This window comes from Streptomyces sp. NPDC047081 (assembly GCF_040643775.1).
Classification (GTDB): Bacteria; Actinomycetota; Actinomycetes; order Streptomycetales; family Streptomycetaceae; genus Streptomyces.
This window is the reverse complement of record NZ_JBEYUY010000018.1, coordinates 1-17,036: the sequence shown is the minus strand read 5'-3', so window position 1 is coordinate 17,036 and position 17,036 is coordinate 1. Positions and strand designations below refer to the sequence as shown.

The window sequence follows — 17,036 nt, the reverse complement described above, 5'->3', positions numbered from 1 at the left end:
TGTGGCCGCGAGGGCGGGTACGGGATCAGGCGCGCAGGGTGGCGCCCCCGTCGACGTAGAGGTCGTGCATCGTGATGTGGCGGGCGCGGTCGGAGACCAGGAAGACGACCGCGTCCGCGATGTCCGAGGGATCGGCGATCCGGCCGAGCGGGATACCCGTGCGGTACGCGGCCGGATCGCCCTCGATCACACGCCGGGCCGCGGCCTCGTCGTCGTCGGCCGTCCACAGGGCGCGCTGCATGTCGGTGAGGGTGGAGCCGGGTGAGACGGTGTTGCAGCGGACGCCACTGGCCGCCAGCTCAAGACCCAGGCACCGGGTGAACATCACGGCCGCGGCTTTCGAGGCGGCGTAGGCGGCCATGCCCGTGCGGGGCACGCCGGCCGCGTTCGAGGCGACCGTGACGATGCTGCCGTGGCCGCGTTCCGCCATCCGGCGGGCTGCGGCGCGCGACACATGGAAGACGCCGTCGGTGTTGACGGCGAACGTGGCCGACCATTCCTCGTCGGTGAGGTCCACGACGTGTCCGGGGTGCAGGACTCCGGCGACGTTGACGGCGATGTCGAGCGGGCCGAGCGTGCGCTCCGCCTCGTCGACGACGGCCTCCACGCCGGCGGCGTCGGTGACGTCCAGGGCGCGGACGGTGACGCGGCCGGCCTCAAGCGTCTCGATGCCGGCCGGGTCGACGTCCGTGGCCAGGACGCGGGCGCCCTGGTCCACCAGGGCGGCGACCACGGCCCGGCCGATGCCCCGGCCCGCCCCCGTCACGAGGGCGAGCCGGCCGGCGAGTTCGACGCTCACGAGGCGAGCGCCTGCTCGAGCTCGTCGAGGACGACGTCCGCGGAGAGCGGGCCGCCCGCGCTGTTCCACGCCGAGCCTTCGACGACCACGACGTGCTTGTTCTTCTCGGCCGTCAGCTTGCTGAAGTTGGTGACCTTACGGGCCTCGGTGTACGCCTTCTCGCCGTCGGCCTTGTCGCCCAGCGTGCCGAAGAAGAGCCAGTCGCCGTCGATGGTGTCGAGCTTCTCCAGGGAGACCGGCTCGCTGTGGCCGACGCTCGCCCCCTGCTGGTCCTTCGGCCGGGTCAGGCCGAGCGCCTTGAGGGTGGCGCCGACGACGCCGTCGCCCTTGCCGACGACCGACGGCGCGCCGTCCTGCCAGCGGATCACGGAGACGGACTTGCCCGCGTTGTCACCGAGCTTCTGCTTCACCTCGGCGACCCGGGCGTCGAAGTCCTTCAGCCACTTCGTCGCCTCGGACTTCTTGCCGAGGGCGTCGGCGGTGTCGGTGAACGCCGTGCGCCAGTTCTCGTTCTGCTTCGCGGTGAAGACGGTGGGGGCGATCGCCTGGAGCTTGTCGAGCGACTTCTGCGCGCCGACCGTCGCGTCGACGAGGATCAGGTCGGGCCGCAGTGCCGCGATCTTCTCCAGGTCGGGCTCGGCGACGGTGGCGACGATCTGTGCCTTGGACGCCTTGTCCGCGAGGTAGGTGGACACGCCGTTCTGGCCGCGGCCGGAGGTGGTGCCGACCGGCTCGACGTCGAGGGTGAGCGCGGCGTCCGTGGTCGACTCGCTCAGGGTGACGACCTTCTTCGGGGCGGTGGGTATGTCGACCTTGCGCCCCTGGGCGTCGGTGAACTGCCGCGTCGTGGCCGCGACGGCCTGCCCCTTGCCGGAGGAGGCGTCGTCGTCCCCGCCACAGGCGCTCAGGAGCAGCGCTCCGGACACCACGGCGGTGCAGGACAACAGGACCGCTCTGCGGGAGACACGTACAGAGGACATGCGGGAACAACTCCTTGAGGAGAGGGACGGGAGGAAAGGGGTAGACGTAGGCAGTTCGGTCAGTGGTCCGTGGTGCCCAGCAGACGCACCAGGCCCTCGGCCAGGGCGCCGTGCCAACAGGCGTGGTCGTGGCCGCCGTTGAACTCGGTGCGGGTCACCTGGTTGCCGGTCGCGCGCAGCACGTCGTACAGGGCGCGGTGGTGTTCGAGCGCGGAGCCCTCGTGCAGGCCGGCGTCCAGATGGAAGATCACCGGCAGCGGTCCGGCGGATGCGAAGCGGCCGGCGAGCCAGGGTCTGCCGAGCACCAGCGGTTCGGGTCCGGGCCGGGGTCGTGCTCCGGGCCGCCACCACAGGGCGGCGGACTGGGCGAGGACGTTGCCGAACCGCTCCGGCCGGGCGTACGCGGCGTACAGCGCGGTCGTCGCGCCCAGCTCCTGCCCGGCGACAACGGTCCGCCGGGGGTCGGCGGTGAGCGGCCGGCGACGGGTGGCCCAGGGCAGCAGCTCGTCGGCGAGGAAGGTCACGAAGCTGTCGTTCGCGCCGAGTTCGCGATGCCGCAGGTGCCGGTCCACCGCGTCCGGGGCGAGTACCGCGAGCGGCGGTAACGCCCCGTCGGCCATCAGCGCGTCGAGCGTGCCGCCGAAGCCGAGGCGCCCGAACCACATGTCACCATCGGTCAGCACCACTACGGGCAGCGGTGATCCGTCACCGCCGTCCACGTGCCCCGGCGGCAGATAGAACCAGGTGTCGCGGTCGCCACCGAGCGCGGCCGAGGGCACCCGGTGCCGCTCGACCCGCCCGGCGGGCACACTGCCCGCCCGGCCCGCCCATCGCTGGTCCGGCGCGTGCGGCAGGGCGAACACGGAACTCGGCACCGGCTGCCAACGGTCGGGAACACGGTGCGGATTGAGCGGATCCGGCGCGGTGTGCGCGGTCAGGGACCGCAGCAGCTTCTGGAGCCCGTCCGGGTCCGTGGGCGGCGCCTTGGAGGATATGTCGGCCGCCATGCGGTAGGAGCCACGGTGATCGGCGCGCAGTCGCAGACCCAGATGCCATACGTCGGTGCCGGGCACCTGCTCCAGCAGGGACTCGGCGAGGCGTTCGCGGTCTCCGAACCCGCTGGAGAACAGCAGGACCTGCTTGGTGGCGCGATGGCCACGCCACAGGAACGTGACCGCCCGGTACGCGGGTTCGCCCGCCGACTCCTCGACCAGCGGAGTGCCTGAACGCTCCACCTCGTCCCAGAAGTCGGCGACGAGGATCGCGCGCTGCGCCGCCGAGGCGGGCGCCAACTGCTTTACCAGGCGAGCGATACGCGGTCCGGTGATGCGGACCGGCCGTGCGTCGGGCAGGAGGGCCGGCGCGGAGGTGGCAGGCATCGAAGATCTCCGTGGACACAAGTCGGACAGAGGGCATGGCATGATCTGTCGACGAAATCGCCGACAATCAAGTTTAGGTAAGCCTAACCTAACTTTGCTCCTGCGTGGGTGCATCAAGGAAGCCCGTACTCATCAAGGGGTCCCGAAGATGGGGCGCCAGGCGCCGAACAGCCCTACTGGCGCGGTACGTCGCTACGCGCGGCTGCGCCTGCGGCCCTTGGGGCGGCGGGGGTAGGGGAAGACGCGTGGGCGGCGTTTGGCCGCCACGTCCTCGATCCAGCCGAAGAGGACGATGGCCAGGCAGATCAGGGGGACGGCGAGGAACAGGGGGGTCCACTGGCTCGACAGGAGCCACTGGGCCCGGTCGTAGAAGAAGGTGTTGCTCCACAGGGGGTCGATCAGAGGCTCGGTCAGGACCAGGGCGAAGGAGTGCCACAGGTAGACCGTGACCGCGCGGGAGTTGAGGAGGCTGATGACGCCGTTGAAGCGCTCCAGCGGCTTGGGCCACTGCTCCCACGAGGGGCTCAGGTGGAGCAGGAGCAGCACCGCGCCGAACGACCAGATCGCCTGGGCGACCGGCACCGCCTCCAGGTCGTGTCCGATCCGGGGGTTGTCCACCGGCGACCGCAGCAGCCACCACATGCCGAACATGAGCACGAGCGGAGCGATGGACGGCACGACGTACTGCGGGATCCTGCGGAGCAGTCCCTCCTGGTGGGCCATGCCGAGCAGCCAGCAGGAGCCGAACGTGGTGAAGTCGGTGGCGGCCTCCATCAGCCGGCCGGACTGGTCGACCAGACCGGAGTTGATGAAGAACGCGAGCGCCAGCGGCACCAGGAGGGTGACCCAGGGCAGCTTCCGCATCGCCTTGAGCATGAGCGGCGACAGCAGGACGTACCAGAGGTAGGCACGCAGGTACCACAGCGGTACGGAGATCTGCTCGGCCCAGGACGCGGGCAGGTGGCCGCCGAAGGTGTGCAGCGAGGCGCCGAACGGCGGCTCGCTGAGCGGCAGGATCCAGAAGGCCATGTGGGCCCACCACCAGCGGGGGTGGTGGTCAAGGTGCGGACCCCAGCCCTCCAGGATCATCAGCGGTACCACGACCGCGCCGAACAGCCACATCGGCGGCAGCAGCCGGCGCAGCCGGCCGCGGATCACGCTGAGCGCCGGTCGGTTGAGGGACCGCGCCATCAGCGACCCGGCGAGCGCGAACATGACGCCCATGGAGGGGAAGACGATCGGCAGCCAGGTCCAGCTGAAGTTGTGGTAGATCACCACGCGGACCAGGGCGAGCGCCCGCAGCAGGTCGAGGTAGCGGTCGCGGCCGGGCTTGCGCGCCGGCGCCGGGTCCGCCTCCTCCGGCTGCGCGGCGCGCTGCGTGGGAATCAGGCCGGGGTCCGGGACCCGCAGGGCCATGGTCTCGGACGAATCCTGGACGCCACGAGCACCCCGTTCCGCCGTACTCATGAGGACATCTCCACCGTTGTGACGTCGAGCCCCACCTCGCCGGTGCGCTTCAGTTTCTGCCAGCGCAGCCGTCCCCCGGTCAGAGCGGTGATGGCGGACTGCAGCAGCACCATGTACATGAGCACCCGGTAGACCACCTGCTGAGCCGGCAGCGTGATCAGATGCCACGCCTTCTCCCTGTCCAGGTGGAAGGACCACCAGGCGCAGACGGCCTGCAGGGCCATCACCGCGAACCACGCCGCCAGGGTCTTGTACGCGTCGACGAAGACCACGCCGTAGACCATGCCGATGTCGAAGGCGGGCGCGAGCAGCGGGGTGACCACCATGAACAGCGCGACGAACGGCAGACCCACCCGGCCGAAGTGACCGGCCGGGCCCCGCTCCAGCAGTGCGTGCCGGTGCTTCCACATCGCCTGCATGGTGCCGTAGCTCCAGCGGTACCGCTGCGACCACAGCTGCTTCATGCTGACGGGTGCCTCGGTCCAGGCGCGGGCGTTCTCGGCGTAGACGACCTTCCAGCCGGCCCGGTGCAGGGCCATGGTCACGTCGGTGTCCTCGGCGAGTGTGTCGTCGCTCATACCGCCGGCCTGCTGGAGTGCCGTACGGCGGAAGGCGCCGATCGCGCCGGGAATGGTCGGCATGCAGTCGAGCACGTCGTACATCCGGCGGTCGAGGTTGAAGCCCATCACGTATTCGAGGTGCTGCCAGGCGCCGATCAGGGTGTCGCGGTTGCCGACCTTGGCGTTGCCGGCCACGGCGCCGACGCGCGGGTCGGCGAAGGGCTGCACCAGTTCCCGGACGGTGACGGGCTCGAAGACCGTGTCGCCGTCCATCATGACGATGAGTTCGTGCGAGGCGGCGGCCACACCGGTGTTGAGGGCGGCGGGCTTTCCGCTGTTCGGCTGGCGGATCAGCCGCACCATCGGCAGGTCGAGCTCCTCCACGATGGCGGCCGTGTCGTCGCTCGACCCGTCGTCGACCACGATCACCTCGATGGGGTGGTCGCTTCTGGCCAGGGAGAGCAGGGTGTTGGTGATGCACTCCTGCTCGTTGTACGCGGGCACCACCACCGTGACCGGTTCGGTGACCGGGGCGCCCCAGGAGAAACCCTTCTTGCGCACGCGCCGCACATGGATGGTGGAGAGCACCAGCATCAGCGCGAACCGCGCCATGACCAGCACGCCGACGACCGCGAGGAGGCCGACCAGCCACGGCATCAGTCGTACCGAGAAGGTGGTGCACCACAGGAACGCCTTGCCGAGCCACAGGTTGTAGCTGGTGACCTTGGTGTTGGCGGAGCCGGAGCCGAGCGCCTCGCCGGTGGTCTTGAACGTGTAGCCCTGGGCCTTGAGCTTGTCGATGATGATCGGCAGCGCGGCCAGCGTCTGCGCGCGGTTGCCGCCCGCGTCGTGCAGCAGGATCATCTCGCCCTGGCCCGGGAGGTCGGGCATGGCGGCCTTGACTATGGAGTCGACGCCGGGGCGCTTCCAGTCGTCGGTGTCCTTGTCGATGAAGGCGGTCAGGTACCCCTCCGACCCGGCCTGCTTGGTCACCGGCCACGACCAGTCGTCCAGCGCGTCCGCGGTGGAGGAGTACGGCGGGCGGAACAGGCTGGAGTGGATGCCCGCGACACCGGCCAGCGCGAGCTGGGTCTCACCCAGCTCCCAGGTCAGCCGGCTGCCGGAGTGCAGCGCGAGGTCGGGGTGGGTGAAGGTGTGCACCCCGATCTCGTGGCCGTCGGCCACGATCCGGCGGATCAGTGCCGGGTTGCGGGTGACCATCGAGCCGGTGACGAAGAAGTCCGCGCGGACGTTCTTCTCCTTCAGCACCTCGAGGATCTTCGGCGTCCACTGCGGGGACGGCCCGTCGTCGAAGGAGAGGACGACCGTCCGGTCCGGGATCGTGTAGCTGACCGGTTCGCTGTTCTTGTCGCCGCGCGCGTCGACGACCGGGCCGCCCTCCAGCACGCTGGTGGGAACGGTGTTCTTGTCCACGGAGACGGCGATGCGCTCGTCGTGGAAGACCTCGTTGTTCGCCATGCCCCGCAGCACCATCAGCGCGAGCAGCGTCGCCAGCACGGCGGTCGGCAGGAAGAAACGCAGCGGGGGCGCGGCCAGTCGGCGCGGCCGCGCGAGGGACTGCCGTGAGCGGTGACGGCTGGAGCGGGACATGGACTTCCTGGTCGGTCGCGTCTGGCTACTGCGTGGCGGAGGCGGTCGCGGACGCGGTCGCGGTGGTGTCGGGGCCGGCCGTGGCGGCGGTGCCGGCGGCGGACCCGGCGACGCCGGGAGCCGCGGGCACCGGCGCGTTCAGGTACTGGCTGGGCGGTGTGGTGTCCGCGGTGCGCGGGACGCGGAGCGCGGGCGCCTGCGACTGGGTGCCGACCAGGCCGGAGATCATCGCCACCACCAACCCGGTACAGACGACGCCGACCAGCCAGCCGAGACCGCGCAGACGGCGGCCTCGCTGACCGGTCTGGTCCACAAAGACGGGAGCCGGCTCGACCTCCGTGGAGGTACTGGTCATCGGGCGCCTCGAGCCTTCCTCAGGGGACGACTGCCGGTTCGGCGCTGCCGAAAGCAGTGAGTGGTGCGGAAAACCAATAAGTGCGGCAGGTGAGGAACATGATCCGACCCGCCCCGATCATCCGTAGACTAATATGCAGATTCCGTGAATGTCACGCGGGTCCCGTGGAAGTCCGGCGACTCGGTTTGCCTTCCTGCTCGATGGGACCTGACGCATGGTCATACCGCGCCGCCGTAGCCGCCTTTCGGCCACCGTGGCCCTCGTGGTCGCCGTCGCCTTCCTGGTGAGCGCGTGCGGCGGAGCGGCAGGCGGAGACGACACCGCGGCGGTCACGGCCACCGCCCCGGCCGCGCACTTCAAGGTCTCGTCCATGCTCAAGCCGTCCGGCCGCGCACTGGGCGTCGTCGACGACAAGACCCCCTGGCAGTACGGAATCGTCGAGAAGTTCACCGAAGAGGCGGGCCGGGCGCCCGACATCCGCGAGTACTACAGCAACTGGGGCGACGACTTCGACACGGAGGGCAACGCCTTCCTGTGGCAGCACGACCGGCTGCCCATGATGGCGCTCGTGCCCTCCGACACCGCGCTCGCCGACATCGCCGCGGGCGGGGACGACGCCTACATCCGCCGTCTCGCGAAGCAGGTCGCCGCCTACGACGGGCCGCTGGCCCTCTCCTTCGCCGGTGAGATGAACGGCCCCTGGAACTCCTGGGGCCCCGAGCACGCCAAGCCCGCCGACTTCGTCGCCGCGTGGAAGCGCGTGCACGACATGTTCGCCGAGCAGGGCGTCACCAACGTGATCTGGGTGTGGACCCCGCACGTGGTCGATTCGGGCACCACCGCGAAACTGCGGCCCTACTACCCGGGTGACTCCTACGTCGACTGGGTCGGCCTCATCGGTTACTACGGCCCCCTCGACGGTGTCGCGTTCTCCAGTCTGTTCACCCCGACCCTGCGTCAGATCTCGGACTTCTCCGGCAAACCGGTACTGATCGCGGAGACCGGGGTGGCGCAGGGCAAGAGCAAGGAGGCGCACATCCGTGACCTGTTCCAGGGCGCCGCGAAGGCCGGCGTCATCGGGATCGTCTGGTACGACCAGCGCAAGGACTGGCCGGGCGGCAAGCAGCTGATGGACTGGCGGATCAGCTCCTCGCTGGGTGCGCTGGCCGCGTTCAAGGTGGAGTCGTCCCGGAGCGGCTTCGGACACTCGTTCAAGGACGGCTGATCCCGCGTCATCCCGGGAGTTCGGGCCGCGGCCCGCGACAGACAGCACTTATCACGGCGCATCACCGCGGCCGGCGCCTGCGGCTGCCCGAACAGAAGAGAGCAGGGAGATGACGACGCAATCGTCGCCGGGACAGGGCGCTCCGCAGCCGGAGCACGGCTGGGCGTTCCGGCGCCGCGAGCCGGCCGCCCGCCCGCAGCGACACGGGGACCGGCGGCAACAGGCGGAGCCCGGCACGCCGAGGGACGACCGGACGTCCGCCGAGCAGGCCCACCGCACCGTCTCCCGCCCCCGGTTCGACGAGACCATGCCGCTGCGCGTCCCCGAGCCCCGCTCCGACGCCCACGAGGCCCTGCGCGAGCCGGGTGCCCGAACGCCTCCGTACACCCGTCCCGGCGTTGAACCCGCGGACGAAGAGCGCCGGCACCACTCGGGGACGGCCGAGGTCCCCGGACAGGAGTCCCTCCGCCACCCCGAGCCGGTCGCCACGCGGCCCGCCGCGGCCAGGGGCGGCGAAAGGCCCGGCAGGACCAGGCAGGCGGGCCGGATCGCGCTCGTTCTCGCCGTCCTCGCCGCCGCGGGCGGCTCCGCCGCCGTCCTGCTCGAGCAGCAGCACGCCGCCGCCGTCGCCTCGAAGAACCTGACGCAGGTGTGGCAGATACCGGCGCCCGCCCACGACGACACACTCGTGGGCAGCTGGCTCACCGACAAGCTGCTCGTCGTGGCCGGCACCCGGGGCGGCCTGCGGGCATACGACCTCACCGGCGGCGGAAAGCTGTGGAGCGCCGCCCCCTCCGCGGCCGCCGCCGAGCGCGGCACGGTCCCCTGCGCGATGTCACCGAAGCTGAACTCCAAGGGCGTCGGCACGGTCGCCTTCGGCAAGGACGGCAGCACCTGCACCTGGCTGGCCGGCGTCAAGGCGTCCACCGGCAAGATCCTCTGGTCCATGCCGTTGACCAGCGCCGGCCACCCGTCGACGGTGACCGCCTCGACGTACGTGCAGGGTGATGTCGCCACCATCGTCAGCCAGAACTTCCTGGGCGGCGTGAACACCCGTACCGGTAGCCGCGTCTGGGGCTACCAGCCCCGCGGCCGCTACTGCAACGCCTACGGCTGGGGCGCCGACGGCGTCGTGCTGGTGGACGACTACTGCCTCGACGAGAAGACCAGGTTCACCCTCACCGCGTACGACGCGAAGACCGGGAAGGTGATCTGGCGGAAGGCCGAGAGCGCCCACACGGATGTCACCCACATCCTGTCCGGCTCACCGCTGGTCGCCGCCGTCCACACGGCCCGCCAGGATGCGGTGCGGGTCTTCGACGACCGGGGCGACGGCCGCAAGCTGGCCGTCGGCGACGACGAGCTCACCAGCGGCAACACCAGCGAGGCCGACCACTCCGCCCGGCTCTACGGCACCGTCCTGGCGACCCCGGCCACGGCCGCGGGCGGCGCCGCCGTCGACGGCTTCGACACCACGACCGGCGCCAAGCTCTGGACCCGCCCGTCCACCGCGCTCGCTATTCCGGCGCCGGGAGAGGACAAGGAGGACGGGACGGTGTACGCCGTCACCACGTCCGGACCCCCGCAGCTCATCACCATCGACCGGCGCACCGGGCGCACGACTCCCGTCGCGGGCCTGCCGAAGGGGAGCGGCAACGGGAACTTCACCGCGGGCACGGTGTACCTCACCCCGGACGGCGGCGTGCTGGAACTCAGCTCCCTCGGCTCCGACGGCGGCGTGCGCTTCTACCGCTAGCCGGCGCGTCAGGACAGGGCGGTGGCCAGCAGGGTGAAGGCGGTGACGATGACGGCGACGCGGACGTGGTGGTAGCGGTTCCAGCGGTTCAGCTGGTCCTTCCAGTCGGCCGGGCGGTTCTCGGGGGTCCACGTCCTGTTGCGGTTGTTGATCGGGACGAGCAGCAGCACCGACATCACCACGCTGACGATCAGCAGGCCGGCGGCGGTGGAGACAAGGCCGGCGCCGTGGTCGGGCCATCCCGCTATGGCCCAGATCGCGCTGAGGACGAGCGAGCCGATGTACCAGAACGGCATCAGGGCACCGAGCATCCGGCCGCCGTGGGCGTGGCCGAGCTGGCCGCTGTCCTCGGGTAGCGCGTCCAGGATCCGGCTCATGATGAAGGCGACGGAGAACTCCACCCCCACCATCAGGCCTACGACGACGGTCGTGACGACCCCGAGTGCGTCGAGCATGACGATCCCTCCGTTTTTCTAGCATTGCTAGGTGATGAGGCAACGCTAGACCTTCTGCCGCTCGGTTGTCTAGCGGTGCTAGGGTTCGAGTCATGTCGGTACAGGAACGCAAACAGCGCGAACGGGCGGAGCGTGAGCGCCTCATCGTGGCGACGGCCCGTGAACTCGCCGAGCAGCAGGGCTGGGACGCGGTCACCACGCGCCGGCTCGCCGAGCGCATCGAGTACAGCCAGCCCGTCCTCTACAGCCACTTCCGGGGCAAACGGGAGATCATCGGTGCCGTCGCGCTCGAAGGCGCAGGCGAGATGGCCGCGGCGGTGCGGGCGGCGACCTCCGCCGTGGACGGGCCGCGCGAGCGGGTCGCCGCCCTCGCCCGCGCCTACCTCGACTTCGCCGAGCGCAACCCGGCTGTCTACGACGCCCTGTTCCAGCTCGACGGCGGCCTGGCGTACGCGCAGGAGGACACGCCGGAGCCGCTGAAGGACGCCTTCGCCGCACTCCTCGAGAGCCTCGGCGAGGTCGCCGGGGACGGCGTGGACCCGGGCCTGTTCACCGAACTCTTCTGGGCGGCCCTGCACGGAATCGCGACACTGACCCGAGCGGGACGGCTACCGCGGGAGTACGCCGAGCAGAGGGTGGAACTGCTGGTGACCCGGCTAGCCGCGGCCTGACGCACGCACGTGCGGGTGGCCGACGGTTGTTGCGGTAGGAGCGCCGTCTGCGGGCGGCTGGCCGCTGGCTGGCGGCTGCGGGTTGTGGGCTGTGGGTTGCCGACGGCCGGCTTACGGCGATGCCGAGTTGGCGGGTCCGAGCCGGCGGGTCGAGCACGGGCGGGGCTGTTCGGCGCCGCGGATCCGGCCTGCGCCCGGCGCCGACGATCCGTGCCGCGCGCCGGGCGTCGGTCAGCCGTGCCACGCACCCTGCGCGCAGCGCGGTGCCTCGTACCCGTGCCTACGGGCCCACCGCGTGCCCGGCGGGCCCGGTCGAAGCAGGTGGTGATCCAGCGGTGGTGGGTGGGCGTGCCGGGCGCGGTGCTGAGTCGCGCTGTCGGTCGCTTGTTCGGCCCGGCCGTCGGCGGCGTCGTTACTCGCCGAGCAGGCGTCGCAGCCACGTCAGGCGGGCCGTGGACGCCGCCTGGGAGAGCGCGGCCTGGGGCATCAGCGTGTCGAAGCCGTGGAAGCCGCCGGGCCACACGTGCAGTTCGGCTGTGCCGCCCGCCTGCCAGATGCCGGAGGCGTACGCGACGACCTCGTCCCGGAACGTCTCGGCCGAGCCGACGTCGAGGAAGGCCGGCGGCAGCCCCGACAGGTCCTCGGCGCGGGCCGGCGCCGCGTAGGCGGGGACGTCGGCGGTACCGCGCAGGTCGCCGAGAAGCGCGGACCACCCCTGCTCGTTGGCGGCCCGGTCCCAGACGCCCTGCCCGGCCATCTGCACGGCGGACGGGGTGTCGTTGCGGTCGTCGAGCATGGGGCACATCAGCACCTGACCGATGGCCTGCGGGCCCTTGCGGTCCCGGGCCAGCAGCGCCGCGGCGGCGGTCAGGCCACCGCCCGCGCTGGTGCCGGCCACCACGATCCGCTCCGGGTCGCCGCCGATCTCCACGGCGTGCTCGGCCGTCCACACGAGTCCGGCGTAGACGTCCTCGACCGGCGCGGGATGCGGGTCCTCGGGCGCGAGCCGGTACTCCACCGAGACCACCACCGCGTCCAGCCGTCGCGCCCAGTCGAGCACGACCTCCACGCCGACCCGGTTGTTGCCGATCACCATCCCGCCGCCGTGCGCGAAGTAGAACACCGGCCGCGGGCCCGCGGCCGTCCTCGGCCGGCACACCAGCAACGACACGTCGGGGCCGCCGTCCGGACCCGGCACCGACCGGTCCCCGACCTCGAAGAAGCCCTCGCAGCTCAGCAGTTCGTCGCTGGGAGTGGCGGCACCCATCCCCGCCCGCAGCTCACGGATCCGCGCGGCGTCAAAGGTGCTGGGCACCCGCGCGAGCAGCATTTCCAGGGCGGCGGCCAGTTCGGGATCGAACGGGGGCGGCGTCAGGGACATGGACTGTCTCCTCCCCGCGTACACGGTGTTCACGTACGCGTCTTCCTTGCGTACGACCACGTACGCGGCTCCTGAGCACATACTGGGCGACCGGAGCCGGAACCCGGAGCCGCCAGGTGGCGCAGGTTGCCCGCCACATGGCGGTCGGCTTGACCGGCTGCATCCCGATCGGTGCGTTACCGCTCGCCCTGCGCGCCCGACCGCCTGGCGACCTCGGTCCTGACCGTCTCCTCCAGCTCCTCCGGCGTGAAACCGAGGTTCCGCAGGACCTGTGCCGCCGGGCTCTCCTCCGTGCGGATCAGCCCCAGGAGCGTGTGTTCCGTGCCGACCCGGTCGTGGCCCAGGTCGGCCGCCGCGCGGACGGTCCGTTCGATGGCCGTCTTGCTCTCCGGGCGGAACGCGATGTGGCCCCGCAGCGCCTTCGGCCCGGCCGGTGCCAGCACTTCCTCGATCGCGTCGCGCACGCGCTGCTCCGACCCGGCCTTCGCCAGCAGCACCTCGTACGCGAGACCGCGCGGTTCGCCGAGCAGCCCGAGCAGCATGTGCTCGGTGCCGATGGACTCGTGCTTGTGCGTCCGCGCGGCCTCCTGCGCCAGCACGATGCTGTGCCGGTTGAGGTTGGTGAACCGCTCGAACGGGGCCGGGGTGTGGCGCTGCTGGGCGGCCTGCTTGGACACCCCGATCGCGTCGCCGATCTCGGTCCAGGACGCACCGGCCTGCTTGGCCTTGCCGACGTAGTGGTCGATGAGCTGGTCGCCGAGGGCGGACAGGGTCTGGGCGCGCAGATGCGCTTCGCTGATGAGGGCCAGGTTGTCGGCCTCGGGGAGTTCCTCGTCGAGACGGGCGATCAGGTCGGCGAGGCTGATGTTGAGTGGCGTCATGCGTCAACCGTAGATTGACGATCGCCGAGCGTCAATCTGTAATTGACGATTGATTCGGGTGCCCTCACCCGCCGCGGATCCCGACGCGGGCGTCGTCACTCGCCGCCGCACCCCACGGCGACGCGGCCCTACGTCAGCTCCAGCAACCCCCGCCGCACCGCCTCCGACACCGCCGCCGCCCTGTTGTCGACGCCGAGCTTCCGGTAGATGCGCACCAGGTGCGTCTTGATCGTCGCCTCGCTCAGATACAGGGACTCGGCGATGGCACGGTTGCTGTGTCCGTCCGCCATCAGACGGACGACCTCCCGCTCACGGCCCGTCAACTCCGGTGCCGGAGCGGCCACTTGGCCCACGAGGCCGCCGACGATCTCGGGCGCCAGCCCCATCCCGCCCGCCGCGGCACCCCGTACCGCCCGGAAGAGGTCCTCGGGCGGACCCGCCTTGAGGACGTAACCGCGGGCGCCCGCCTCCAACGCCCGTACGACATCGGTACGTCCGGAATAGCTGGTCAGCATGACGACCGGCACCGACGGGGCCTGCGCCGCCAGCGCGCGGACCGCCTCGACGCCGTCGGCGACAGCGGCGCCCCGGTCCGTGTTCTCGAAGCGCAGGTCCATCAGCACGACATCCGGTGCCAGCGACACCGTGAGCCGGACGGCCTCCCCGGGGTCGCCCGCCTCCGCGATCACGTCGAGATCCGGTTCGCCCTCCAGCAGGGCGCGCAGCCCCGCCCGTACGACGGCATGGTCGTCGGCGATCAGCAGGCGGAGCGGGGGCGGTGTCAACGGGCCGCCGCCGTCGGGCTCGGGAGCGTGAGTACGCCGGTCAGGGCGCGGGCGGGGACCGTGGCGCGGACGCGCGTGCCGCGGTTCGGGGCGCTGTCGACGGTCAGATCACCGCCGTACTCCCGAAGCCGTGCCCGTGCCGCCGGAAGGCCGAAGCCGCGGCCGGAGGGGGACGGGCCGGTGGTGAGGTCGAAGCCGATGCCGTCGTCGCGCACCTCCAGCTCGACCCGGTCGGCGGACCGGCGCAGGGTGACGAGGAGGCTTGTCGCGCGGGCGTGCTCGCGGACGTTGGCGAGAGTGCTCTGCGCGACCCGGAACAGGGTGAGCGCCGCCTGTTCGTCGAGGTCGGGGCGGTGGACCCCGGTCGAGCGGAAGCGTACGTCCGGCGCCGCGCCCTCCTCGCGCGCCCGCAGGCAGAGCAGTTCGAGGGCGCCCTCCAGTCCCTCCTCGGCGACCGCGGAGGGGGTGAGGTCCCGGATCATCCGCCGGGTCTCCGCGAGGCTCACGTCCAGACCGTCGGCGACCGCGCGCACCCGGGTGCGGGCCACGTCCGGCCGCTCCTCCCAGTCCCGTTCGGCGGCCTGCAGCAGCATCAGGCTGCCGGAGAGCTCCTGCGCGAGCGTGTCGTGCAGGTCCCGGGCGATGCGCTCGCGCTCGCCCAGCACACCGGCCCGCCGCTGCTCCCGCGCCAGCACCTCACGGGTGCCGCGCAACTCGTCCACCAGCAGCTGCCGTTCGGCCGCGACCCGCTGCTGCGCCTGGTACAGCGCCACCGTGCCCCACACCGCCGCCACCGGGATCAGCACCAGCTCCGGGTCGAACCCGCCCGCGCTCCTGGTGAGCTGGGCGACCAGTACGAGGGTGACGGCACCGGTCGCGACCAGCGCCGCCCGGCGTCCGAGCGCCCGCAGGGCCGCGCAGGCCAGCGGCACCGCGCACCACACGTAGGCGCCGGTCAGGGACGGGGGAGTGAGGGCCGCGAGGTAGGCCCACAGCAGGATCAGGGCGGCCACCCAGCCGTGCCGGGCGAGCGCGCCCAGGCGCCGCCACAGCAGCAGGCCCGCCGCGTAGGTCGCGGCGAGCAGCGTGCTGACGGTCACGATGTCCCAGCACAGCGCGATGTTCAGCCTCGCGAGCCGGACCAGGGCGGCGCCGACGACGAGGAAGAACACCAGGTGCGCCAGATGGCGGGGAGCGAACCGGCTGCCGGGGACCGGCGGTGACGGGTGGGCGGGGCCCGGGTCGGACACGGCAAACCCCCTGGAGAGATGATCCGTCGGGGCGGCCGAGTCTATCCGTCGGCTGTATGGGCGATGTGAAGAGCGGGGCCCCGGCCGGCGGCGCGGGAGTGGGCGCGACCGGGACCCCGCGGCGCGTCAGGCTCCCGGGTGCAGCCCGAGCCGGCCGGGTGTGGGGTCGCCCTCGACCTCGCCGAAGTAGAGCGCGAAGGTCTGCTTCCAGCGCTCCACCCCGGCCCGGTCGGCCATGAACTCCGGGAAACCGTCGAGATGGGCGTTCGGGTACTCCCAGATCGGCTTGAGGCCGCCGGCCGGGGTGACGTCGGTCCGTACCGACCAGCCGTTGAAGGCGTTCTGCTGCGTCGCCGTGGACAGCTGCCAGTTGAGGTACAGCTTCGCGGCCGTCGGGTTCGCGGCCTGCTTGAGGATCGCGGCACGCTGGCCCCACGCCATGAAGGGATGCTTCTCGGGGACCACGAACCGCACGGGCGACGAGGACGGCGCGACCAGACTGCCCGAGCCGCCGACGCCGATCGCCCGCTCCCCGGTGCGCACGGCGTCGCCGGGAGAGTTGCTGCCCCGCGCGAACCGCACGTCCTGCGCGGCGAGCCCGGCGACCCAACTCCAGCCGTACGTACGGGCGTACAGGGAGTAGAGGTAGAGCACGGCGTCGTCGTCGTGCGGGTACGAGGAGGCGATCCTGCCCTTCCACTTCGGGTCCACCAGGTCGAGCGGGGTGGCCGGGGCCGCGTCCGAACCGACCGCCGCGGGACCGTACATGAAGCTGAACGCGATCGCCGCCACGGCGACCCACGCCCCCTGCGGATCCCGGAACCCCTCGTACAGCTTCGAGAACCCGGCCGGCTTGTAGTGCAGCAGCCGTCCCTGCTGCTTCCAGCGCACGAAGTCCTGCAGCGTCTGCAGCTGTACGACGTCGGGGACGAGGGTGCCGGTGGCGAACTGGTTGTCCACGCGGACGTCGTGGTACTTGCTGTAGTCCACGACCAGCGTCAGGTCGATGTCGGGGAAGCGGGCCTTGAAAGCGGCCTTGGTGCCGTCCTGCTGGGTCGGGGTGTCGCCGCCCGCGTAGACGACGAGCTTGCCGCCCTCCTCGAGCGCGGTCCGGTAGAGCTCGTCGAGGGTACGGGTCTCCTCGGGGCCGGGGGAGTGCCGCGCGGCGGTCGGGGCGGCGGTGGCGTTGGCCGTGGCCACACCGAGACCGAGGGCGGCGCCCGCGCCGGTGGTCAGGACACGTCGTCTGCTGGGGAAGCTGGACACGCTGAGGAGACCTCTCTGCTGGGGGTGACGTACGGCCCGGGCGCCATGGGCGTTCGTCAGTCTGGCTCGGGGGAGAGGGGTGGCGCGTCGTCCGTACGGATCGACGGGCGGCCATGAGATGGAATCGGGGGTGAGACCCACCGGTTTGACCCCCATCGCGAAAATGGGGCCCGCGGCCCGACTCCACCCGAAGGCCGGGGGGGCGGGAGTACAGG

At 71.5% G+C, this 17,036-nt stretch carries 15 protein-coding genes; 3 read left to right on the top strand and 12 right to left on the bottom strand.

What is annotated here, in order from left to right:
- Positions 1–25: 25 nt before the first annotated feature.
- The 6 genes from ABZ848_RS30105 to ABZ848_RS30080 all read right to left on the bottom strand — a co-directional run bounded on the left by ABZ848_RS30105 (position 26) and on the right by ABZ848_RS30080 (position 7,151).
- Positions 26–799, bottom strand: a complete 774-nt coding sequence (locus ABZ848_RS30105) for a 2,3-dihydro-2,3-dihydroxybenzoate dehydrogenase (protein WP_360836959.1) — start codon at positions 797–799, stop codon at positions 26–28.
- Positions 796–1,779: an ABC transporter substrate-binding protein gene (locus tag ABZ848_RS30100; protein WP_360836957.1), complete on the bottom strand. Its 984-nt coding sequence runs from the start codon at positions 1,777–1,779 to the stop codon at positions 796–798. Before ABZ848_RS30100 ends, ABZ848_RS30105 begins: the two co-directional genes overlap by 4 nt.
- Before the next feature lie 59 nt (positions 1,780–1,838).
- Positions 1,839–3,158 carry an enterochelin esterase gene (gene fes / locus ABZ848_RS30095; protein ID WP_360836956.1) on the bottom strand — a complete coding sequence of 440 codons (1,320 nt, stop codon included), beginning with the start codon at positions 3,156–3,158 and terminating at the stop codon, positions 1,839–1,841.
- A gap of 192 nt (positions 3,159–3,350) precedes the next feature.
- Positions 3,351–4,625, bottom strand: coding sequence for an acyltransferase (locus ABZ848_RS30090; protein ID WP_360836954.1), 1,275 nt, complete (start codon positions 4,623–4,625; stop codon positions 3,351–3,353).
- Positions 4,622–6,796 carry a glycosyltransferase gene (locus tag ABZ848_RS30085; protein ID WP_360836952.1) on the bottom strand — a complete coding sequence of 725 codons (2,175 nt, stop codon included), beginning with the start codon at positions 6,794–6,796 and terminating at the stop codon, positions 4,622–4,624. Before ABZ848_RS30085 ends, ABZ848_RS30090 begins: the two co-directional genes overlap by 4 nt.
- 25 nt (positions 6,797–6,821) lie before the next feature.
- Positions 6,822–7,151, bottom strand: coding sequence for a hypothetical protein (locus tag ABZ848_RS30080; RefSeq protein ID WP_360836950.1), 330 nt, complete (start codon positions 7,149–7,151; stop codon positions 6,822–6,824).
- A 214-nt stretch (positions 7,152–7,365) separates the two neighbouring features.
- Here ABZ848_RS30080 and ABZ848_RS30075 point away from each other — a divergent pair, with 214 nt between their 5' ends.
- Together ABZ848_RS30075 and ABZ848_RS30070 are read left to right on the top strand one after the other, a co-directional pair.
- A complete protein-coding gene (locus ABZ848_RS30075; RefSeq protein ID WP_360836949.1) occupies positions 7,366–8,376 on the top strand; it encodes a glycosyl hydrolase in 1,011 nt (336 codons plus the stop codon).
- Between the two features lie 109 nt (positions 8,377–8,485).
- Complete coding sequence (locus tag ABZ848_RS30070) at positions 8,486–10,132, top strand: PQQ-binding-like beta-propeller repeat protein (RefSeq protein WP_360836947.1); 1,647 nt, start codon at positions 8,486–8,488, stop codon at positions 10,130–10,132.
- A gap of 8 nt (positions 10,133–10,140) precedes the next feature.
- Here ABZ848_RS30070 and ABZ848_RS30065 read toward each other — a convergent pair whose 3' ends face one another.
- Complete coding sequence (locus ABZ848_RS30065) at positions 10,141–10,587, bottom strand: DUF1772 domain-containing protein (protein ID WP_360836945.1); 447 nt, start codon at positions 10,585–10,587, stop codon at positions 10,141–10,143.
- Positions 10,588–10,679: 92 nt separating this feature from the next.
- Between ABZ848_RS30065 and ABZ848_RS30060 the strand changes: the two genes are divergently transcribed.
- Positions 10,680–11,258, top strand: a complete 579-nt coding sequence (locus ABZ848_RS30060) for a TetR/AcrR family transcriptional regulator (protein WP_360836943.1) — start codon at positions 10,680–10,682, stop codon at positions 11,256–11,258.
- 412 nt (positions 11,259–11,670) lie between these two features.
- Here ABZ848_RS30060 and ABZ848_RS30055 read toward each other — a convergent pair whose 3' ends face one another.
- From ABZ848_RS30055 to ABZ848_RS30035, 5 genes are all read right to left on the bottom strand, one after another.
- Positions 11,671–12,639, bottom strand: coding sequence for an alpha/beta hydrolase (locus ABZ848_RS30055; RefSeq protein WP_360836941.1), 969 nt, complete (start codon positions 12,637–12,639; stop codon positions 11,671–11,673).
- A gap of 176 nt (positions 12,640–12,815) precedes the next feature.
- Positions 12,816–13,520: a Clp protease N-terminal domain-containing protein gene (locus tag ABZ848_RS30050; RefSeq protein ID WP_360836939.1), complete on the bottom strand. Its 705-nt coding sequence runs from the start codon at positions 13,518–13,520 to the stop codon at positions 12,816–12,818.
- A 128-nt stretch (positions 13,521–13,648) separates the two neighbouring features.
- The gene (locus ABZ848_RS30045) at positions 13,649–14,305 is read right to left on the bottom strand and encodes a response regulator transcription factor (RefSeq protein WP_360836937.1); all 657 of its coding nucleotides are present in this window, start codon (positions 14,303–14,305) and stop codon (positions 13,649–13,651) included.
- Entirely contained in the window at positions 14,302–15,555 is a 1,254-nt protein-coding gene (locus ABZ848_RS30040) for a sensor histidine kinase (RefSeq protein ID WP_360836935.1), read from the bottom strand. The genes ABZ848_RS30045 and ABZ848_RS30040 overlap by 4 nt, the downstream gene beginning before the upstream one ends.
- A gap of 126 nt (positions 15,556–15,681) precedes the next feature.
- A complete protein-coding gene (locus tag ABZ848_RS30035) occupies positions 15,682–16,821 on the bottom strand; it encodes an extracellular solute-binding protein (protein WP_360836933.1) in 1,140 nt (379 codons plus the stop codon).
- Positions 16,822–17,036 lie beyond the last annotated feature (215 nt).